Source organism: Polaribacter aestuariivivens (assembly GCF_005885675.1).
GTDB classification, from domain to species: Bacteria; Bacteroidota; Bacteroidia; order Flavobacteriales; family Flavobacteriaceae; genus Polaribacter; species Polaribacter aestuariivivens.
This window is the reverse complement of sequence record NZ_VANR01000006.1, coordinates 157,238-179,123: the sequence shown is the minus strand read 5'-3', so window position 1 is coordinate 179,123 and position 21,886 is coordinate 157,238. Positions and strand designations below refer to the sequence as shown.

Annotated in this window: 19 protein-coding genes; 8 read left to right on the top strand and 11 right to left on the bottom strand. The window is 29.8% G+C overall.

Going from position 1 to position 21,886, the window contains the following annotated elements; translation table 11 throughout:
• Positions 1–14 precede the first annotated feature (14 nt).
• The 6 genes from porV (at position 15) to FDT66_RS12120 (ending at position 6,613) form a co-directional block, all read left to right on the top strand.
• Positions 15–1,121: a type IX secretion system outer membrane channel protein PorV gene (gene porV / locus FDT66_RS12145; RefSeq protein WP_138536914.1), complete on the top strand. Its 1,107-nt coding sequence runs from the start codon at positions 15–17 to the stop codon at positions 1,119–1,121.
• Between the two features lie 77 nt (positions 1,122–1,198).
• Complete coding sequence (cdd, locus tag FDT66_RS12140; RefSeq protein ID WP_138536912.1) at positions 1,199–1,681, top strand: cytidine deaminase; 483 nt, start codon at positions 1,199–1,201, stop codon at positions 1,679–1,681.
• 63 nt (positions 1,682–1,744) lie between these two features.
• Positions 1,745–2,125: a group III truncated hemoglobin gene (locus tag FDT66_RS12135; protein WP_138536910.1), complete on the top strand. Its 381-nt coding sequence runs from the start codon at positions 1,745–1,747 to the stop codon at positions 2,123–2,125.
• Between the two features lie 121 nt (positions 2,126–2,246).
• The gene (locus tag FDT66_RS12130; protein WP_138536908.1) at positions 2,247–3,311 is read left to right on the top strand and encodes a 3-oxoacyl-ACP synthase III family protein; all 1,065 of its coding nucleotides are present in this window, start codon (positions 2,247–2,249) and stop codon (positions 3,309–3,311) included.
• 126 nt (positions 3,312–3,437) lie between these two features.
• Complete coding sequence (gene guaA, locus FDT66_RS12125) at positions 3,438–4,973, top strand: glutamine-hydrolyzing GMP synthase (RefSeq protein WP_138536906.1); 1,536 nt, start codon at positions 3,438–3,440, stop codon at positions 4,971–4,973.
• A gap of 5 nt (positions 4,974–4,978) precedes the next feature.
• Positions 4,979–6,613 (top strand): amino acid ABC transporter substrate-binding protein, encoded by a 1,635-nt coding sequence (locus FDT66_RS12120; RefSeq protein ID WP_246034866.1) that lies wholly within the window; start codon positions 4,979–4,981, stop codon positions 6,611–6,613.
• Between the two features lie 79 nt (positions 6,614–6,692).
• Here FDT66_RS12120 and FDT66_RS12115 read toward each other — a convergent pair whose 3' ends face one another.
• Positions 6,693–7,208, bottom strand: a complete 516-nt coding sequence (locus tag FDT66_RS12115; protein ID WP_138536902.1) for a DUF2892 domain-containing protein — start codon at positions 7,206–7,208, stop codon at positions 6,693–6,695.
• Positions 7,209–7,285: 77 nt separating this feature from the next.
• A complete protein-coding gene (ccsA, locus tag FDT66_RS12110) occupies positions 7,286–10,432 on the bottom strand; it encodes a cytochrome c biogenesis protein CcsA (RefSeq protein ID WP_138536900.1) in 3,147 nt (1,048 codons plus the stop codon).
• 113 nt (positions 10,433–10,545) lie between these two features.
• Between ccsA and FDT66_RS12105 the strand changes: the two genes are divergently transcribed.
• Positions 10,546–11,109 (top strand): hypothetical protein, encoded by a 564-nt coding sequence (locus FDT66_RS12105; RefSeq protein WP_138536898.1) that lies wholly within the window; start codon positions 10,546–10,548, stop codon positions 11,107–11,109.
• 5 nt (positions 11,110–11,114) lie between these two features.
• On the opposite strand, the gene FDT66_RS12100 is transcribed toward FDT66_RS12105, so the two are convergent.
• From FDT66_RS12100 to FDT66_RS12090, 3 genes are all read right to left on the bottom strand, one after another.
• Entirely contained in the window at positions 11,115–11,891 is a 777-nt protein-coding gene (locus tag FDT66_RS12100) for a TIGR03915 family putative DNA repair protein (RefSeq protein ID WP_138536896.1), read from the bottom strand.
• 1 nt (position 11,892) lies between these two features.
• Complete coding sequence (locus tag FDT66_RS12095; RefSeq protein ID WP_138536894.1) at positions 11,893–13,155, bottom strand: putative DNA modification/repair radical SAM protein; 1,263 nt, start codon at positions 13,153–13,155, stop codon at positions 11,893–11,895.
• 260 nt (positions 13,156–13,415) lie between these two features.
• Positions 13,416–14,936 carry a GH3 family domain-containing protein gene (locus FDT66_RS12090; RefSeq protein WP_138536892.1) on the bottom strand — a complete coding sequence of 507 codons (1,521 nt, stop codon included), beginning with the start codon at positions 14,934–14,936 and terminating at the stop codon, positions 13,416–13,418.
• 183 nt (positions 14,937–15,119) lie between these two features.
• Between FDT66_RS12090 and FDT66_RS12085 the strand changes: the two genes are divergently transcribed.
• On the top strand, positions 15,120–15,446 hold the full coding sequence (locus FDT66_RS12085; protein WP_138536890.1) for a hypothetical protein: 327 nt from the start codon (positions 15,120–15,122) through the stop codon (positions 15,444–15,446).
• Between the two features lie 267 nt (positions 15,447–15,713).
• On the opposite strand, the gene FDT66_RS12080 is transcribed toward FDT66_RS12085, so the two are convergent.
• The 6 genes from FDT66_RS12080 to FDT66_RS12055 form a co-directional block, all read right to left on the bottom strand.
• On the bottom strand, positions 15,714–16,556 hold the full coding sequence (locus tag FDT66_RS12080; protein WP_138536888.1) for an NgoPII family restriction endonuclease: 843 nt from the start codon (positions 16,554–16,556) through the stop codon (positions 15,714–15,716).
• Positions 16,553–17,602 (bottom strand): DNA cytosine methyltransferase, encoded by a 1,050-nt coding sequence (locus tag FDT66_RS12075; RefSeq protein ID WP_138536886.1) that lies wholly within the window; start codon positions 17,600–17,602, stop codon positions 16,553–16,555. The genes FDT66_RS12080 and FDT66_RS12075 overlap by 4 nt, the downstream gene beginning before the upstream one ends.
• A 3-nt stretch (positions 17,603–17,605) precedes the next feature.
• Positions 17,606–17,926 carry a helix-turn-helix domain-containing protein gene (locus FDT66_RS12070; protein ID WP_042294514.1) on the bottom strand — a complete coding sequence of 107 codons (321 nt, stop codon included), beginning with the start codon at positions 17,924–17,926 and terminating at the stop codon, positions 17,606–17,608.
• Positions 17,927–18,169: 243 nt separating this feature from the next.
• Positions 18,170–20,230, bottom strand: a complete 2,061-nt coding sequence (gene scpA, locus FDT66_RS12065) for a methylmalonyl-CoA mutase (RefSeq protein ID WP_138536884.1) — start codon at positions 20,228–20,230, stop codon at positions 18,170–18,172.
• Positions 20,223–21,569 carry a methylmalonyl-CoA mutase subunit beta gene (locus FDT66_RS12060; RefSeq protein ID WP_138536882.1) on the bottom strand — a complete coding sequence of 449 codons (1,347 nt, stop codon included), beginning with the start codon at positions 21,567–21,569 and terminating at the stop codon, positions 20,223–20,225. The genes scpA and FDT66_RS12060 overlap by 8 nt, the downstream gene beginning before the upstream one ends.
• The gene (locus FDT66_RS12055) at positions 21,569–21,886 is read right to left on the bottom strand and encodes an FtsB family cell division protein (protein ID WP_138536880.1); all 318 of its coding nucleotides are present in this window, start codon (positions 21,884–21,886) and stop codon (positions 21,569–21,571) included. The genes FDT66_RS12060 and FDT66_RS12055 overlap by 1 nt, the downstream gene beginning before the upstream one ends.

Sequence of the window (21,886 nt, the reverse complement as noted above, 5' to 3'; positions counted from 1 at the left end):
TGATAATTGAATAAATGAAAAAAATAGTAACATGTTTTATAATTTGTGCTTTAGCAACATTTAAAATTGCTGCACAAAATGGAGGAATAACAACAGCAACCCCATTTTTATTAATTGTACCAGATGCAAGATCAGGTGGTATGGGAGATGTTGGTGTGGCAACATCAGCAGATGCTTTCTCGTTATTTCATAATCCAGCTAAAATAGCATTTAGTAACCGACAAATAAAAACAGGAATTACGTACTCACCATGGCTACGTAACTTAACGGATGATATTTTTGTAGGAAGTGGTTCATATATTAATAGGTTTAGTGAAAACGCAGCTTGGGGTGCAGATTTTAAATATTTTTCACTTGGACAAATAGATTTAACAGACAATCAAGGAAACGCAAATGGCTCCATTAATCCAAATGAATTAGTAGCAACTGGTTCTTATTCGTTAAAACTTAGTGAAACTTTTGCAATGGGTGTTTCTTTAAAATACATTCGTTCTAATTTAGCTTTTAACGGAACTGCTGGAAATAACTTACAACCTATAAACTCATTTGCAGTAGATGTTTCTGGATATTACCAATCTTTAGAAGAAAATTACGGTAATTTTAATGGACGTTATAGAATTGGTTTTAACATAGCCAACATTGGTCCAAAGGTTTCTTACACGCCTGGTGAAGAAGATTTTATTCCAACAAATTTAAAATTAGGAGGTGGTTTCGATTTTATTTTAGACGATTATAACACAATTTCTACAACAGTAGAATTTACAAAATTATTAGTGCCAACAGTTCAAGATCCAAATAATGAAAAAGGTTGGGTTGAAGGTATTTTTAGTTCTTTCGGTGACGCTCCAGGAGGTTTTAGTGAAGAGTTAAAAGAAATTACTTACGCATTGGCAGCAGAATATTTATACAACAATGCTTTTGCTTTAAGAGCAGGTTATTTTCACGAAAGTGAAGACAAAGGAAACAGACAATATTTTACAATGGGTGGTGGTTTTAAAACAAATGCTTTAAATATCGATTTATCTTATTTAATAAATGCATCTGATGTAAACAACCCATTAGAAAACTCATTACGTTTTTCTTTATCATTTGATTTAGGAGAAATTTTTGAAGACTTTTAGAAGTCGCAAAAAATTAGTAGTTTTATAAAATATAAAAAGCAGTCTTTCAGGGCTGCTTTTTTTGACCCTTTTTATGTATGAAAAAAATAGAAATTAAAAATACTGCAATTGTTTACAATGATATTTTAGAACTTCCAAGTGATGACAAAATGTTAATGGAAAAAGCAATTGAAGCAAGAAAAAACGCTTATGCTCCATACTCTAAATTTAATGTAGGTGCAGCTTTATTGCTAGAAAACAATAAAATTATATTAGGAAACAATCAAGAAAATGCAGCATATCCTTCAGGTATGTGTGCAGAAAGAGTGGCTATTTGGAATGCAGGTTCACATTATCCAGGAGTAAAAATTAAAAAACTAGCAATTACAGCAAGCTCTACAATTTCAAAAGTAGATAAACCTGTAGGACCTTGTGGTGCATGCAGACAAACTTTATCTGAATTTGAAATCAATCAAAAACAACCTTTTGAGGTTTTGTTTATGGGAGAAGTTGGTGAAGTCATAAAAACAGAATCACTTTTATCATTATTGCCTTTTTCTTTTGATAGTGCTTATTTGTAAAAAAAATAATCTTTACTTAAATACAAGTTATTAGTTTTTATTTTAATAGTTTATTCCGTTTATATGAAACAAGATATTTCAACAAGAAAAGACATCAAATTAATCATTACAAAATTTTACGACAAACTATTGGTAGATAAAACAATGATTCCCTTTTTTGAAGATATTGTTGCTCAAAATCATTTAGAAAATCATATAAACGTCATTTCAGATTTTTGGAATGATATACTTTTCGATACCACTACATATAAGAATAATACAATGCAAAAACACCTAGATAAACATGCATTTATAAAATTCAAAAAAGAACATTTTACAATTTGGACATCGTATTTATTTGACACAATTGACACTTTTTTTCAAGGTGAAATTTCAGAAAGAATGAAAAACAGAGCAACCTCAATAGCAACTGTAATGCAACTTAAAATGAATTTGTATTCTTAAAAAAAAATAATTTCCACAAAATGTATGTTTGAATATCGTTATTTTAAAATAAATAGAAGTTTTTAAAAAATGTAAATTAGTAACTTTCTGCAAACTTTAGTTTAATAATCAATATAAGTTTATGATTTCATCAAAAATTACAGGTACAGGAAGTTTTATTCCATCAATAAAAAAAGAAAACAAAGCATTTATTAATGCAAACTTTTTAAATGAAGATGGTTCTAAATTTCCATCCGAAAACGAGATAATTATAGATAAGTTTAAAACAATTACGGGTATTGATGAAAGAAGATACGCGAAAGCAGAATTCAAAACTTCTGACATTGCATTTTTTGCTGCAGAAAAAGCAATTAATGATGCAAACGTAAACCCGGAAGAATTAGACTATATTATTTTTGCACATAATTTTGGTGATGTTAAACAAGATGCAATTCAAGGTGATATGCTACCAAGTTTAGCAACGAGAGTAAAATATAGGTTAGGTATTGCAAACCCCAATTGTGTAGCTTACGATATTCTTTTTGGTTGCCCAGGTTGGGTAGAAGGTGTTATACAAGCACAAGCATTTATAAAAGCTGGTATGGCAAAAAAATGTTTGGTTATTGGAGCAGAAACTTTGTCTAGAGTTGTAGATAAACATGATAGAGACTCTATGATTTACAGTGATGGAGCAGGAGCTTGTATTGTTGAAAAAACAGAACAAAAAGATGCAGGTATTATCAGTCACGCATCACAAACTTTTGCAAAAGAGGAAGCTTATTTTTTACATTTCGGTAAATCTTTTAATCTTAATGAAGATAAAAACGTGCGTTACATAAAAATGTATGGACGTAAAATTTATGAATTTGCCATAACAAATGTCCCTGCAGCTATGAAAGTAGCTTTAGACAAAAGTGAAATATCCATAAACGAAGTAAAAAAAATATTTATACATCAGGCAAATGAAAAAATGGATGAAGCCATCATAAAAAGATTTTACAGGCTATATAAAATGCCAGCTCCAGAAGGTGTAATGCCAATGAGCATTCATAAATTAGGAAACAGTTCTGTAGCTACAGTACCAACATTATTAGATTTAGTTTTAAAAGGAAATATAAAAAACCAAGAAGTAAATAAAGGTGATGTTGTAATTCTGGCTTCAGTTGGGGCAGGAATGAATATCAATGCCATTGTATATCGTTTTTAAAAAAAAGCAATACAGTTTTAAAGTCTTTATAAATCTGTAATTAAGAGTTTAAGCATCTGTGCTTAATTTTTAAATTTTCTTTACCAACTTTGTGTTTAGTTTCAATTCAAAATATTATTTTTGCGCATGCAACAACACAACGTACTTATATTAGATTTCGGTTCGCAATACACTCAATTAATTGCGAGAAGAGTTAGAGAATTAAACATTTATTGTGAAATCCATCCTTATAACAATCCACCAAAAAATGCTTCAGAATTTAAAGCCATTATCTTATCTGGAAGTCCAAACTCAGTAAGAGGTGAAAATGTTTTACATCCAGATTTATCAGAATTTAGAGGTAAAAAACCACTTTTAGCGGTTTGTTATGGAGCCCAATATTTAGCTCATTTTTCTGGAGGAAAAGTAGCGCCTTCAAACACGAGAGAATATGGTAGAGCAAATTTATCATTCATAAAAAACAATGAAACTTTTTTTGAAAACATTTCAAAAGGAAGTCAAGTTTGGATGAGTCATTCAGACACGATTAAAGAATTACCAGAAAATGGTGTTTTATTAGCAAGTACAAATGATGTTGAAAATGCTGCGTATAAAATTGAAGGTGAAGAAACTTACGGAATTCAATTTCATCCAGAAGTTTATCACTCTACAGATGGAAAACAATTATTAGAAAACTTCTTGGTAAAAATTGCAGGAGTTGCACAAACGTGGACAGCAGATTCTTTTGTGGAAAGTACTGTGGAAGCAATTCAAAAACAGGTAGGAAATGATAAAGTTGTTTTAGGACTTTCTGGAGGTGTAGACTCAACAGTAGCTGCTGTTTTATTACACAAAGCAATTGGTAAAAATTTATATTGTATTTTCGTAAACAACGGTTTATTGCGTAAAAATGAATTTGATAGCGTTTTAGCACAATATGAAGGTATGGGGTTAAACGTGAAAGGTGTAGATGCGTCAGAACGTTTTTTAACTGCTTTAGCAGGCTTAGTAGATCCAGAAAAAAAACGAAAAGCTATTGGGAATGCGTTTATTGAAGTTTTTGATGATGAAGCACATCAAATAAAAGACGTAAAATGGTTGGCACAAGGTACAATTTATCCTGATGTTATTGAATCTGTTTCTGTAAATGGAGGTCCTTCAGCAACTATTAAAAGTCACCATAACGTTGGAGGTTTGCCAGATTTTATGAAACTAAAAATCGTAGAACCTTTAAAAATGATTTTTAAAGATGAAGTAAGAAGAGTAGGAGCTTCTATGGGATTAGATCCAGAGTTGTTAGGTCGTCATCCATTTCCAGGACCAGGTTTAGCAATCCGAATTTTAAGCGATATTACAGCAGAAAAAGTTCGTATTTTACAAGAAGTAGACGCTATTTTTATAAACGGATTAAAAGAAGATGGTTTATATAACAGTGTATGGCAAGCAGGTGCTATGTTGTTACCAGTAAATTCTGTAGGTGTTATGGGAGATGAGCGAACTTACGAAAAAGTAGTTGCTTTAAGAGCTGTAGAAAGTACAGATGGTATGACTGCAGATTGGGTAAATTTACCATACGAATTTCTACAAAAAACATCAAATAAAATAATAAATCAAGTAAAAGGCGTTAATAGAGTAGTATATGACATCAGCTCAAAACCACCTGCAACTATAGAATGGGAATAGAACATATGAAACATTTAAAATTTTTTATTTTTTTATGTATTTTAACGTTTACTGTTTCTTGCGGTCAACAGAAAAAATATATTCAATACAAGGTTAAAAAAGGCGAAACGATTACAGAAATTGCTAGTAAACTAGATATGTCTGCAAGAGATTTAATGCGTCTTAATCCAGACGTGGCTAAAAAACCAAAAGAAAATACGGTTATCATCATTCCGAATAAAAAAATGAAGAATCTTAGTAATGATATTGTTACCAAAAATGATGATAAAAAAGAAGATACTAAAGGTGATGAAAACGATAAAAAGGAAGACAATATTGGTGTTGATGATAAAGAGCGTTTAAGAAACGAACTAATTGCTGCATTAGAAAAAGAATACAAAATTCATGAAGTAAAAAAAGGAGATACTTTTTTTAGTTTAACTCGTTTTTACAATGTTTCAAAAGAAGAATTAATTGCTTTAAATCCTATATTATCTGAAGGTTTAAAATTAGAGCAAATTATAAAAATAAAACCTTTAGAAGAAGTTTTAGATGAAGATGAATTTTTGTATGTAGATGAAATAGAAGAAGGTATTTCTCTAAAAGCAACCTTAATGCTTCCTTTTAGAGCAAAGGAATTAGACACTTTAAAAGCCAAAGAAATTTTTGGAAATAGTAAATTAGCAAATATTGTAACCGATTTTTACATGGGAGCAGAAATTGCTATAGATTCTCTAAGAAAACAAGGGGTAAAAATTCGATTAAATGTTTTTGATACAGAATCTAACAGTACAAATATTAAAAATATTTTAGCTGAAAATGATTTGGATGATAATGATGTAATTATTGGCCCACTATATTCTGAAGAAGTACAATATTTATCAGAAAAAATAAAAACACCAATAGTTTTTCCAATCTACTCTAAAAACCAAGCAAGTTTTAATTCAAAGAGAATTGTAAAAACCTCACCAGATAAAAACTTATTTAGAGAAAAGTTGTTAAGTTATATTAAAGAAAACTTTCATGATGGAAACATTATAGTTGTTGGTGATGGACAATCAGCATCAAACTTTAACTCTAGTGAAATAGAAAGAGAATTACAATCTCATGATTCTATTAATTCGATAACTTTAATTACTCCAAAAGACGGGTATATTAAAAAGGAGAAATTTACAGACGTTTTAAAAGCAAACATGAAAAACATTGTTGTTATGACAACAGATGACAATGTTATTGTAGCAAGTGCTATTAATAGTTTAATAAGTTTACCAGAAGATGTTACTGTTAGAGTTTTTACTTTTGATAAAGGAAGTGCATTTAACAGAATTGATAATTTTAAATTGGCTAAAATTGAGTTTACTTACGTAAGTGATGAGTTTGTTCAAGAAGATTCTTACAAAGCAAAAGATTTTAACAACAAATATTTACAAAAAAATGGAGTATTACCATCATTTTATGCAACTAGAGGTTTTGATGTAACTTATGATGTTTTAATGAGATTAGCTTCAGGAAAAAGCCTAAAATCTACTTTTGATGAAGGGTATTCCTATAGAGTTGAAAGTAAGTTCGATTACACAAATAAATTATTTAAAATAACAGAAAATAAAGGTTTATTTATTGTGAAATTCAATCCAGATTTAACATTAACAAGAGTAGATTAATTCTTCTTATACCACTAAATATCATAAAAAAACCGTTAGAATTAATTCTAACGGTTTTTTTATGATTAAAAGGAAATGTTTAAATTTTCTTCATTTGTTGTTTCATCATTTGCATTTGCTCTTTTAACATGCCATGTTTATCTAATTTTTTAGCTTCTGCCATTAAATTAGTAGCTTCACGTTTACGTCTTTTAGTCATAGCAATACCAGCTAATTGTAATTTAGCCATAGCCAAATCATGGTCCATTGCCAAACCTAATTTTACAGCTTTTCTTAAAAACTTTTCAGCTTGCGTTATATTTGTTTGACTTAACATAATACCATGCAAATAGTTATAATAACCTTGTTGTTTAACTGTTAAAGCAGCTTCAGGATTTTTAATATAACCCAACCACTTTTTAGTTCCTTCAAAGTTTTGTTTTCTTAATTGTAAAAAAGCTAATAAAATAAATTCGTTTTTAAAGTAAAGTAAAACAAAAATTCCAGCCAAAAGTAAAATGGAAATTCCATTCATAATATTTCCTTGACTAAATTGATATACCGCCCAAACTGTAATTAAACCTGCTATAATTAATTTTATATTTTTATGAAACATGATGTTTTTTTATGATTATTTTTTGAGGAGCAAAAATACATTTTCTAATGAAAATAGAAAGTTACTTCTCTGTAAAATTATTTTTTATAATATTTTTTGTATTTAATAAATGCAAAGCTTCCTAAAATTGCCACAAAACCAACAGAATAATAAACTGATGTTGGTGTAATTACTCTATCTCCACTTGCATAAGAATGCAACCCAGATAAATAAAAGTTAACGCCAAAATATGTCATCATTATAGAAGCATATGCAATGATACTCCATAAATTAAAAGTATATTTTCCACGTAAACCAGGAATTAAACGCATGTGTAAAACAAAAGCATATATCATAATAGAAACCAATGCCCAAGTTTCTTTAGGATCCCAGCCCCAATAACGACCCCAACTTTCGTTCGCCCACATTCCACCTAAAAAGTTTCCAATGGTAAGCATTATTAAACCAACAGTAATTGCCATTTCGTTAATAATGGTAATTTCTTTGATGTTTAAATCCATTTTCTTTTTGTTCTTTTCGTTGGTAAAAACCATTAAAAGAAGTGCGCAAATTCCTAAAATCATACCTAAAGAAAGTGGACCATAACTTGCTACAATTATAGAAGTATGAACCAAAAGCCACCAAGAATTTAAAACAGGTTGTAGGTTTGCGATTTCTGGATCTAACCAGTTTTGATGTGCAAAACCTAATGTAATTGCAACTAAAAATGCTGTTGCTGTAATTGTTAAGGCAGATTTTCTTCCTATAAAAAGACCAAACAACATGGTTGCCCAAGCAACAAAAATAATTGACTCATAAGCATTACTCCAAGGTGCATTTCCACTAATATACCAACGTGAAATTAAACCTAATGTGTGAAAAATGAATAAACCAGATGTAATTGCAATTAAAACCTTTACAATTGTATTAATCCATTTTTTAGAATTGAATATTTGCCATATCACAAAAATGATTAAAAACAAACTTACAAAACCATAATAGGTAGCTAGTTTTTGAAAAGGCTGAATTTTATTATAGCTAATTTCTAATTCTATTTTTCTTTCTGAAGGATATACTGCTGCTCCAAATTTTTTCTGAAACTTTTTAATTCCGTCTAAAATTTTATTTGCTTCTGTATAATCGTTCGTTTTTTTTGCGTTTTGTAAAAATTGAATATAAACTGGTAAAGATTGTCTTACAAAAACAGAGTCTGTTCCTTTAAAATTTGCACGAGAACTTTCTGGTCTAGAAACCCATTTGTTATTTTCGTTATTTGGTATTGGATATATTTTTAAAATTCCACCTCCAATGGCACTGTATAACAAACCAATTCTTTTATCTATATTTATAAGGTCTTTTTCGAACTTGTTACGAACCTTTTTCTTTTGAGCTTCCTCAACTTTTTCTCTAATTTTATATTCACCAGTGTTTGGAACAATAAAATCAGACAAACTTGCAAATTCTGCATCTGTATCAATACCAATAAATTCTCTTATTTCTTTATTTCCTTTTTCCAAATAAATAACAGGAACTTCATACCATAAATAAGGATTTTCAATTATAGATAATAAAACCTGACTAGGTTCCATATCTTTAAATTTATCTGTTTTACTTACTTTTCGAACCAATTCCGATGCAAACGTGTGCGCAGGTTTCATTCTACCACCAACATCTTGTATTACCAATTTATTAAAGCTTTCTGCATGTTTAGCATCTACCATGTTGGCTTTTAAAATAGAATCTATTTGTTGGGTAGATAATTTACTTGATTTATGATCATCATGTTGTGAAAAACCAGAGGTGCTTAATAAAACTGCTGCAAAAATGGATAAGGTTAGTTTTTTCTTTCTGATTTTTTTCAGTCCTTTTTTCAAATCGTCAAAACGAGTATTTTTAGCAAAAAGAATACATATTAAACCAGTATACAAAAGAGAATAACCTAAATAAGTAACAAAAGTTCCTAAAAAGTCGTGGTTTACAGATAAATGTGTTTCTTCTTTTTCTCCAGATAAATCATAACTAGCTTGAAAAAACTTGTATCCTTTATGATCTAAAATATGATTCATAAAAATTCTATAATCAAAAGTTTCTTCAGGGTCTATTACAGTTACTTCACTTGCATACGCAGCAGCACTCTCAGAACCTGGGTATTTTTCTAGTTGAAAGTCGTTTAATTTAATGGAAAATGGAGTTTCTAAAATTTTGGCTCCATATAACATTCTAAAGTTTAAACCACCTACAGAAAGCTCTTTAGAGCCTTCAGAGTTGAATTTACCACCTTTTAATTCTACTCTTTTTGTTTCGTTATTTGCAGTAACATCAACAGTTATCACATCTAATTTCTTGTCGTCCTTTGGTCCACTAACTGTTTTTAAAATTCCTTTTTCTGCTGGTCTTGGAATTACAAATTGTAAATCTTCAATATTGTGTAATGTTAAATACTGAAAATTTTGAACAGAATCTTTTTTAATTTTTCCTCTTTTTTGATCTGCCATTCTAAACCAATCTCCATCAGCTTTCGAAACCATTTTTAAAACTCCATCTTTTTTAGTAAAGTTTATTGAGGCATTATTACCTTCAGCTTCAAAACCTACTAAAATTCCATGAATATTTTGTAAAGTTCCTTTTTTAATGTAATGTTCATGACGTGTACCGTCAGAAGATTCAACAAAAAATAGGTGTTCTTCTCCATTATCATCTTCTACCAATTTTTTTTCAGCCCAAGGTATGTAGTCAACTAACTCAAAAGAAAAATCGATATCATTATCTTTTGTTTTAAAAGAATCTGAATAAGACCATGAATTACTTCCCCAAGCAGAAAGCATTATAGGTTCATTAATTTCTGGTTTTTGCAAATTACCATCATCTACAATGGCATTTAAATAAGTGGTTTCCGATAAAAATTTGTTAGTAGTTTCTCCTTCTTCAATTAACATAATTCCTTCATAACCCACATAACGCGTAATTCCTGCTCCAATTAAAATTAATAAAAACGATGCATGAAACATTAAAACAGCCCACTTTTCTTTTTTATACAAACGATATCTAAAAATGTTTCCAAAGAAATTAATCACGAAGAAAACCATAATTAACTCAAACCACCAAGCGTTGTAAATTAATGCTTTAGAAGTTTGTGTTCCAAAATCATTTTCAATAAACGTGGCAACTCCCATTGCTGTCGCAAATAAGATAAATAAAACAGCCATTAAACGGGTAGAGTATAGGAAATTTAGTAAATTTTTCATCCTTTTGAAGTGCTTTTTAAAAGAGTTACAAATTTAAGCATAAAAGCACAAAAAAAAGGAGAGTTAACGCTATATTTATTGAATATAAATTATAAAAAAATAAAAACGAATTAATGCCTAAAAAACATATAATACCATTAAATATAAAAGAAGAAGTTGAATTTGCCTTAAAATATTATCCTCAGTTAAAAGACACAAAAATTGAATTTAAATTTAAGAAAAACATCAAAAAGTCTACAATGCAAGCAAGACCAACTTTTGATAGTTTTTTTAAATCTAAAAACGATAGAAAATATTTGATTTTAATTAGTGAGAAATTTAAAATTTCAGGTAGAGAATTTTCAACGGTAGATATACCCAAAGATATTTTTATTGGTTGGATTGGTCATGAATTAGGGCATATTATGGATTATCAGCATCGTGGAAAGTGGAACTTAATTTGGTTTGGATTAAAATATTTGTTTTCAGATACGCACATTGTGGAAGCAGAAAGAGCTGCAGATAGTTTTGCAGTAAAGCATAAAATGGAAAAATATATTTTAAAAACGAAAGACTTTATTTTGAATAATGCTGATATTTCTGAGACGTATAAAAAAAGAATAAAAAGATATTATTTATCACCAGAAGAAATTATGGTTTTAATTGAAGAGAGAGATAAATTAGTTTCAACAATGTAATACGATTAAAATTTTGGTTGTTTTTCACTTAAATATTTCCAATAACGTTTAGGAACGTGCTGAACGTGTAATTTCATGTTTTTACGTTCTGTAATATTGGTACTTTTAAAATAGTTTTGCCATAATTTTTGAAACTCAAATTCTTCCTCCGAAAAAAAGTTTTTGTCGGTTTTAGAAAAGTCGAAATTTTTTGGAAAATCCATTTGTACTATTTCTAATGTTTTTAAGTCATAAAATAAACCGTAGTTTCTTTTAATATCATATATAACCCATTTTTGGTCTGCATATCTACTTTTAAAATGTTTAGAAATTAGTGGTAATACATTAAAATCGGGCTCTATATTGGCAAAATAAATATTGTCTTTTGTTAGTTTAAATCGCACAAACGCCTCCATTCTATGTTTTTCTCTGCTTACATTTTTTGCTATTTGAGATGTTTTTAAAACGCTTGGTTGTGTAAAATCGGTATCTACTTTTTCATTACTATTAAAAATATACTCAATATAATTTAATAAAACATTTTCCACACCCAATTGCTCACTTAAAAAAGCATAATAAATTTTTGTTGAAGAAATGCTGGAGGCTTTCTGTTTTAAACCTTTCCAAACTCTATCTGATTTGCTTGTATTTGTGATAATGGTTACATTTTCTGAAAATAAAGCATTTTGAATCGCAAACTCACTTTGAATAGAAATATTTGCTAATTTATATTCAAAAACATAGAAAACACAACTCAAAAAACCTTCAAAAGAACCATCGTAAATTAGTGTTTTACCAGTCATTTTAAGAAAACAAATTTAATTGAGGACTTAATAATTTATCGTATTTACTATTGGAATTTTTTAAAATAATTGCTTTTAATTTTTTTGCAGATAAATCTCTTCTTTCAAACAAATTACTATCGCAAACTAAAAAGTATTGTGCTCTGTTAAAAGCGATTCCTATTTTTTTAAGATGCTCCCAATTTAACTTTCTGTATTTTCTAGCCATGAGAATTTTAGCAACAGATTTCATACCAACTCCAGGAATTCTAGCCAACATTCTTTTACTTGCTTTGTTTACATCTACAGGAAATTCGTGTAAATTTCTTAAAGCCCAACTTAGTTTTGGGTCGATATCTAAATCTAAATTTTGATGATTTAAGTTTACAATTTCATTTGTTTGAAATCCGTAAAAGCGTGTTAACCAATCTGATTGATACAACCTGTTTTCTCTTAGCATAGGTACTTCTGTACCAATTTTTGGCAATCTGTCATCTAAACTTATTGGAATGTAACCAGAGTAATACACTCTTTTTAAGTTGAAGTTTTTATAATAATGTTCAGCAGTTTTTAAAATTTGAAAATCGTTTTCTCCACTGGCGCCTACAATCATTTGTGTACTTTGACCTGCTGGAGCATATTTTGGTGTGCTTTTAATTATTTTCTTTTCTGTTTTATATTGAATAATTTCATTTTTAACCTTTTCCATAGGTTTGATAAAATCTTCAAAATTTTTATCAGGTGCTAATAGTTTTAAACCCGATTTTGTAGGTATTTCAATATTTACACTTAACCTATCTGCATACAATCCTGCTTCTCGCATTAATTCATCTGATGCTCCAGGAATGGATTTTAAATGAATATAGCCATTAAAATTTTCTTCTAATCGTAATTTTTTAGCAACTGCCACCAAACGTTCCATGGTATAATCAGCACTTTTAAAAATACCAGAACTTAAAAACAAACCTTCAATGTAATTTCTTCGGTAAAAATTAATAGTTAAATCTACCACTTCTTGCACTTTAAAAGCAGCTCTTTTAACATCGTTACTTTTTCTGGTAACACAATACGCACAATCGAAAATACAGTGATTTGTTAGTAAAATTTTTAGCAAAGAAACACAGCGTCCATCTTCTGTGTAAGAATGACAAATACCCATGCCAGTTGCGTTTCCTAAACCTTTGTTTGTGTTGGTTCTTTTACTACCGCTAGAAGAACAAGAAACATCGTATTTGGCTGCATCTGCAAGAATTTTAAGTTTTTCTAATGTTCTGTCAAATGACATAAATTGCTGATATATTGAGTTTTATTTTTGAGGATTTTCCATTGGAAAAGTTATGTAATTTACGAAATAATTGAATTAATTATCGAATGAAAAATAATATTTAACATATAAAAAAACCAATTATTTTAAGGTTTAAAATAATTGGTTTTAAATTTTGAGTGTGTGCGTTAGGGATTGAAACGGCATCCTTTTTTATTTTTTTAAAAAAGATATAGTGTAAAGCCCGTTAAAACGCCCAAATAAATTTATTTATCATGAAATTACTCATTTACAAAACTTTCCCATTCTGCAAATTTTTCTTCATTCATTACACGTTCCATTTTTACTTGTCCGCCTTTTTTCTTGTTTTTATCATTCCAATCGTAAAATTTATCAGTAGCAATTACTTTTACTTTTACCCCTTTTAAGGCCTTACTTCTGGCAACTTTATAATTTTTATTTGCTTCTTTTAATGAGCTGTCTAAAGCATCTGCGATTTCTTTTTCATCTTTTTTAAGATCAGTACCTAAATACCAAGAGTGGTAAAATTCACCATCTTCAAAACGTTTTGCACAAATGGTATATTCTGGAATTAAAGTATCAAATTTTTCTTCTAAACTTTTTATAGCGTCATCCATTTTATTTACTGAGAGTTGTGAGCCTACTGTGTTTAAAAAGAATTTTGTTCTTCCAGTAATTTTTATTTCAGCTCTTTCTATATCTGTAAATTCAATGGTATCTCCAATTAAATATCGCCAAGCGCCACTTACTGTACTAATAATTAAAATGTAGTCTTTATTTTTTTCTACTTCTGCTAAAGTTAACGAAGGTGCATCTTGGTGTATGGAACCATCTTCATTGATATAATCTGGATTCATTGGAACAAACTCGAAATAAATTCCGTTTTCGGTATTTAGCTGCATTGCATCAGTTTCAGGTCTTGTTTGAGTAGCAATGTAACCTTCTGAGGCTAAATAAGTGTCAATTACAATTACTGGTTTACCTAAAAGCGCATTAAAACTTTTTTCATAAGGACCAAAAGCAACACCACCAGAAGTATATACTTTTAAGTTTGGCCAAATTTCGTGAATGTTTTCTAATTGATGATATTCAATTACTTTTTGCAACATAAGCTCTATCCAAGCAGGAATACCACTTAAGGCGCCAATATCCCAATTTGTAGCATTTTCTGCAATGTGTTGTACGCGTTCATCCCAATCTTCAATTTTTGCAATTTCTTCACCTGGTTTGTAATATCCTTTAAACCAAAAAGGAATATTGCTGGCACTTATTCCGCTAATTTCTCCTTCTAAATGGTCGTCTTTTTCTTGTAAATCTGTTGAGCTACCCAACATCATAATATCTTTTTCAAAAAAATCTGCAGGTAAATCAAAATTATTTAACGCTGTAACTTGTTTAATTCCTGAACTTCTTATTGCGCTAATCATATCGTCTGTAACAGGTATTCTTTTGCTTGTTTTTCCTGTTGTTCCAGAGCTTAATGCAAAATAAGATGGATTTCCTTTCCAAGTAACGTTTTCTTCTCCTTCATGAATTTTATACCACCATTTTTTGTTGAGTGAGTTGTAATCATAGTAAGGTATTTTTGTAGCAAACTCCTTTTTTATATTTTTAGAATTTAAAATTTTTTCAAATTCATATTTTTTTCCAAACTGCGTTTCTTTTGCAGATTCTAATAAGTTTTTTAGTACTTTTTCTTGTGCTTCTTGATGATTTACATCAGTAGAAAGTGTACCTGTTAAATTGATAATTCCTTTAATAATATTTCCTAAAATAGCCATTGGTTGTAAATTTTATACAAAGATGCTGTTTTACGAAGATAAAAATGAACTCATTAGATTTAATATTTACTTCTTTTACATATTTATAATATCATAATCTTATGAGTTAATTTTAAGATGGTTTGCAATAAAAAAGTTTTTTTATTTTTTGTTATTTTGAAGAAATAGAAAGAATATAGTATTATGAAAAGTGCAAAAAATGAATTGGAATTAATTAAGAAATACGAAGAAAAAGGATATACTGAGAGCTATAGAGTAGAAAATACTAATTTGATAGCAAATAGGGAGAAGACTAAATATACACCAAAAGATGTAAAAATAGTTGCAGAGCATAGGTTTGAGGGAATGAGCAACCCATCTGACATGTCTATTTTATATGTTATTGAAACTAAAGATACAAAAGGAACATTAGTTGCTTCTTATGGAGCCAAAGCAAATTTAGAAATTGCAACATTTTTTAAAGAAATTCCAAAGGAAAATATTTCTGAAGATAAAAATATATTTATGTAATATTTTTTTTGAATTGTTTCGCTAACGGTTTTGTGTATGATTAGTTGCGTGTTTTAAGCACGGAATTTAGTAAATAAAAACTATATTTGAAGTCTGCGATAACTTTCGTAAATATTTAATAAACAAGCAATTAATTATACACGTTGTTGTGTTTTCGTACTTTTTTTCGTTCAGTTTGTAGCGTTGGCAAGGACATACTCTTTTGCAATTTTTGGCTTGTGTGTTGGCTGAAGCGAATTGCAAATGTGTATGGCTTTTAGCGTTGGCTTATACACATAATTTTATCAGTTTACAGTCAATTAATTTTGCAGGATTATTTGGATTTTTTATTTGCTTATCTTCAATACTAAATCTTTTTTCAGTTATTCCTTCAAGTTTATTCTTACTTTCATTCGGAAAGCTATTATATTTCTCTACTGGAATTATGCAAACTAATTCAAAGTCTTTGTCAGTTGGTTCGTGTAAATAATTGAATACTTTTCTTGGGTTTTCAATTTGCCACATTCCTCTAATTCTCAAGTTGGTTATTCCTAATGGGTCAACTTGATTAACTCTGCCTAATTCTTTTGTATCTGCAAAAACAACGTCAGGAATAGTTTTTATTCCATCTGAAATGGTTGTTTTTATTCTTTGATAAGTTTCGTGTTTTGCTGCATAAGAACTTCCATAAACCATCCATAAAGACTTAATGTTTGTGTCAGATGTGTGTCCAACGCAATAAATTAAATCTTTTACTGTCCATTCTTCACAATCTCTACATTCACTTGTTATCATCGGACTTGTATGCCTTAAATCAGTTTTAGGATAACTACTATTTAAAGCCAAACTACTGTTTGCACTTTGAGTTTTCTTAACCTCAATAGCATCTCCACCTTTTATCATAATATCTGGTGGATTGTTTTGAGAACCTAACCAAGAAAACTCTTCATTATAAGTTTTTAATCGGCTTTGTTCGTCATCAGAATCAAAGGTGTCAGCAAAAGCATCTTTAATGTAGTTTTCAAGAGCTTCTCCCATACTATTTGCTCTATTTCTACCTGAATAAAATTCTCTGATAGCAAAATTCTTATGATTGACAATATTGTAAATTGCCTCTAAAATATTTGTCATATTGCAATTGCTTCTTTTAATTTTTGAGTCTTTTTAACTGCTTTATTCGTTTTTTCGTTAACTTTAAGTTGTTCCATAATACTATTTGCTAAAAACTTTGCTAAATTAACAGGAACAGCATTTCCAATCATTTTGTAACCTGCTGCGACTTTCTTATAATGGAAAATAAAGTCATTCGGAAAAGTTTGAATTCTTGCACATTCTCTTACACTTAATCTTCTGTACAAATGTTCTTTTCCTGGAACAAAAATTCTCTTATTCTTTTCTATGAATTTCATTTTTGGTGCTTGCGGATGAATAGGTGCGTGTCTTCCACCTGCTTGAATTGTATAAGATTGTTCATCCCAACTTCTTACTCTGTTTCTTGACATAAAAATTGTAGAAAAACTTCCAATCATATATTCGTGATTTGGAACTACACAATTGTCTCCATTGGTATTGTTATATTCTAAAGCTGGTAAAACACCTTCTTGCAAATCAGATATAACATCTTCAAGCGGTATTTTTGGAAAAGTTTCAGTTGGGAATTGATATTTAAAATTCAAGTCTTTTCTAATTCCAATAAAGAAAACTCTTTTTCGGTCTTGTGGAACATTATAATCAGATGCGTTAAGCATTTGAAAAGAAAGTTCATAACCAATTCCTGCGTTTCTAAAAAGTTCTTTAATTCCTTCTAAAGCTTCTGTGTGTTTAGAAATCAGCATTCCACTAACATTTTCTGCTAAAAAGAATTTTGGTTGTTTAGCTTCTAATATTCTTATGAAGTCATAAAATAATTGACCTCTTTTATCTTTAATACCTCTTGCTGCTCCAGCTTCACTCCAACTTTGGCAAGGTGGACCTCCAATTATTCCATCGCATTCTGGAACTTCATCAGCTGGGATATTTACAATACTTCTTTTGTCAAGTATCGTGTTTGGATGATTTTTCTCATAAGTTTCCCAAATTTCTTTGTCATATTCGTTTGCCCAAATAACATTAAAACCAGCTTGCTGAAAGCCTAAATCAAGTCCGCCAGCTCCTGCGAAGAAAGATACTATTTTCATATTTTATTGTGTTTGAAGTGATTTATTAAGTGTTCTGCGATATTCTGCTTTTTCCTCTGCAACCTGTAAAAGCTGTTTTGTGCAATTTGTCTCGTAAATATGCTTTCCAATTTGGTCAGTCACATATTCATTCCGCAATTCTGTAAGATTCAGTTTGAAGATTTTCGCAAGTTTTGGTAAGCGTTTTTCGTCAAAATCTCGCTTTCCATTTTCGATTTTACTCAAATTTGCAGAGTCTAAATTTAGTTTAGCTGCAAGTTGAGTTAAAGTCAATTCGTTTTCGTTTCGTAAAAGTCGGATGTATTCTCCAAATGTGGTTTTCATAAGACTTGTCATTTTTTGACAAATCTAAATATTTTAATTGGAATATTCAATTCGAGCATTGGGAAATTTTAGCTCTTTTGGTTTTTTAAGCGGTGGAATTTAGACTTGGCAAAAACCAAAAGTGCATAAAATATGCGGCTGGGTCAGTATGAAACACAACTTTAGACGATTATGACGTCGTTTTAATGACTTATAATCTACGTTAGCGAAGTTATTAGAAATTAAGTTTAGAAACAAACCAAATTATTCAACAACGCTATCAATTAAAATGGTAAGCATATCTATAGCAGCTTTTGCAATTTTAGTTCCTGGACCAAAAACACCAACAGCACCAGCATCAAATAAAAATTGATAATCTTGTGCTGGAATTACACCACCAACAATTACCATAATATCTTCACGTTCGTATTTTTTTAATTCTGCAATTACTTGCGGAACTAAAGTTTTATGACCAGCAGCTAAAGAGGATATTCCTAAAATATGAACATCGTTTTCTACAGCTTGTTTTGTTGCTTCTTTTGGTGTTTGAAAAAGTGGGCCAATATCTACATCAAAACCTAAATCAGCATAACCAGTTGCTACTACTTTTGCACCTCTATCATGGCCATCTTGTCCTAATTTAGCAATCATAATTCTTGGACGTCTTCCTTCTAATTCAGCAAACTTATCGGCTAAATCTTTTGCTTTTTGAAAAAGTTTGTCTTCTTTTATTTCTTTACTATACACGCCAGATATGGTTTTATGAACTGCTTTATGCCTGCCAAAAACATCTTCTAAAGCATCCGAAATTTCGCCTAAAGTTGCTCTGTTTCTAGCTGCTTTTACAGCTAAAGCTAATAAATTGTCTGTTCCAGATTTTGCAGCTTTGGTTAAACTTACTAAAGATTTTTCAACTTCATCAGTATTTCTCTCCTTTTTTAATTTTTGTAATCTTTCTATTTGAGAGTTTTTTACAGCTTCATTATCAACTTCTAAAATATGTAAAGGGTCTTCTTGTTTCAGTTGGTATTTATTTACACCAACAATTACATCTTGTCCGCTATCAATTTTTGCCTGTTTTTTAGCAGCAGCTTCCTCAATGCGCATTTTTGGAATCCCTTTTTCAATAGCTTTGGTCATTCCTCCTAATTCTGCAACTTCTTGAATTAATTTCCAAGCTTTGTTTGCAATTTTATCTGTAAGTTCTTCTACATAATAACTTCCTCCCCAAGGATCTACCGTTTTTGTAATGTTCGTTTCTTCTTGTAAGTAAATTTGTGTGTTTCTTGCAATTCTTGCAGAAAAATCTGTTGGTAACGCTATGGCTTCATCTAAGGCATTTGTATGTAAACTTTGTGTGCCACCAAAAGCAGCTGCCATTGCTTCAATGGTAGTTCTTGCAACATTATTAAAAGGATCTTGCTCTGTTAAACTCCAACCACTTGTTTGGCAATGTGTTCTTAGGGCTAAAGATTTTGGGTTTTTAGGGTTGAACTCTTTTACAATTTTTGCCCACAACATTCTTGCTGCTCTTAACTTTGCTATTTCTGTGAAATGATCCATTCCAATAGCCCAAAAAAATGACAATCTTGGTGCAAAAGAATCAATATCCATTCCTGCTTCAATTCCTTTTTTTATATATTCTAAACCATCTGCAAGTGTATAAGCCAACTCAATTTCTGCTGTAGCACCTGCTTCTTGCATGTGATATCCAGAAATAGAAATAGAATTGAATTTTGGCATGTTTTTACTTGTATATTCAAAAATATCTGCAATAATTTTCATTGATGGAGCAGGAGGATATATATACGTATTACGTACCATAAACTCTTTTAAAATATCGTTTTGAATTGTGCCTGATAACAATTCTGGAGCTACACCTTGTTCTTCTGCAGCTACAATGTAGAAAGCCAAAATAGGTAAAACTGCACCATTCATGGTCATAGAAACAGACATTTTATCCAATGGAATTTGATTGAATAAAATTTTCATGTCTTCAACAGAATCTATAGCAACACCAGCTTTACCAACATCACCTTGAACTCTTTCATGATCAGAATCATATCCTCTGTGAGTTGCCAAATCAAATGCAACTGAGAGTCCTTTTTGACCTGCTTCTAGATTTCGTCTGTAAAAAGCATTGCTTTCTTCTGCAGTAGAAAAACCTGCATATTGCCTTATTGTCCAGGGTCTACGAACATACATTGTAGAGTAAGGACCTCTTAAATTTGGAGCAATACCTGCAACAAAATCTTCGTGTGGAAAACCTTTAGCTTTTGGTTCTTTTTTAGCTAATTTTATATTGGAAACATCTTTTCTACTCATTTTCTAAACGGTTTTTTTCAATATTTTCAGAAAGTCGTTTTCTAATAATTGGAGTGATTAATGTTTTTATATTTCTTTGTTTTACAAAAGGATACAGTTCTAAATCTTGTTTCATTTTATCTGTAGCATTAGATTGTAAATTTGTACCTAATAAAACAATTTCTTGAGCGTTAAACTTTTCTTCTTCTTTGGTTGCGCTTTCGGTAATTTTCTTTTGAATAGTACCTTCTTTAAGTTGTTTTAAAAAACCACCACCTTTTTCTATTTGTTTAAAAATTTCTAATGCTTTTTCTGCTAATTGATGGGTTAAAGATTCTATATAATAAGCACCATTAGCAAAATTTTGTGCTTCAGATAAATAACTTTCTTCTTTTAAAATTAGTAATTGATTTCTTGAAATACGTTCGCCAAATTCATTGGATTTATGATAAATACTATCATAAGATACATTACAAACAGTGTTAGAGCCTCCTAAAACAGCACTCATGCATTCGGAAGTTGTACGTAACATATTTGTGTTGTAATCGTAAATGGTTTTGTTTCGTAAACTAGGTTTTGTAAAAATATGAGCCTTTACATTACTAATATTATATTGATTTAATAATGATTCCCACAAAACTCTAAATGCTCTTAGTTTTGCAATTTCAAAGAAGTAATTTCCTCCAACAGCAAAATTAAATGTGATGTTACTTGCAACTTCACCTCCAAAATGATTTAAATATTCGTTAGCATGAGCCAATGTATAGGCTAATTGTTGCGTAATATTAGCACCAGCATTTTGATATAAATCTCCAGAAACTGAAATATTATTATTTGTTGATGAGACTATTTTTTTAAAAATTTCATGGTCTTTTTTTAAATTAAAAAACCAATTACCAGTTTCAGCCAAGTTTCCAATAATATCTGTTTGAATAAAAGTATTATCTGCATCACAAAAATTTGCAAGCTTGGTTTGAAAGTCAAGATCTAGAAAACTAAGTTTAAAATACAAAGGAGTTTGACCTGGAAAACTTCTCAATAAAGTTTTAGGATCAAAAGGTTTATTTGCTTTAAATTGAATGGCATTAGCACCCCTTTTTAGAGCATCTACTGCTATACTATTTGCTATTTTTTCATCATCTATAAAAATGGTTTGACAAATGTTAAAACCCTTTTTAGGTAAATTTATTTGTGTATTAGCCTTGTCTTCTTTTGTGTAAAAAGGTTTTACTGTAATGCCTTCATCTGTATGCCAAAGTAAAGTTTCATTATAATCAGCTCCTTTTAAATCTACTTGAATTTTTTGTTTCCAAGCAGCTGCTGAAACAGGATCAAAATCGTCAAATAAAAATGTACTCATTAGTTTTTTATGGTATCAAATTCAATTATATAAATGTCTTCATTTTCTTTTTTCATTAAATATTTTTCTCTTGCAAAACGTTCGAGTTGTAAAGAATCTTCTAATTTTTTTATGGTGGCTTTGTCTTCTTCAATTTTAGATTTGTAAAATGAAATCGTATTTTCCAAATCTTTTATTTCTCTATTAAATTTTTGATGAACCAAATAAGAGTTGTCATCAAAAAAAAGCATCCAAATAATAAATGGAACTAAAATTAAAACAAAAACATTTGTTAGAATTTTAAAGGTTTTTTTTTGTTTTAAATTTTTTAATGACAT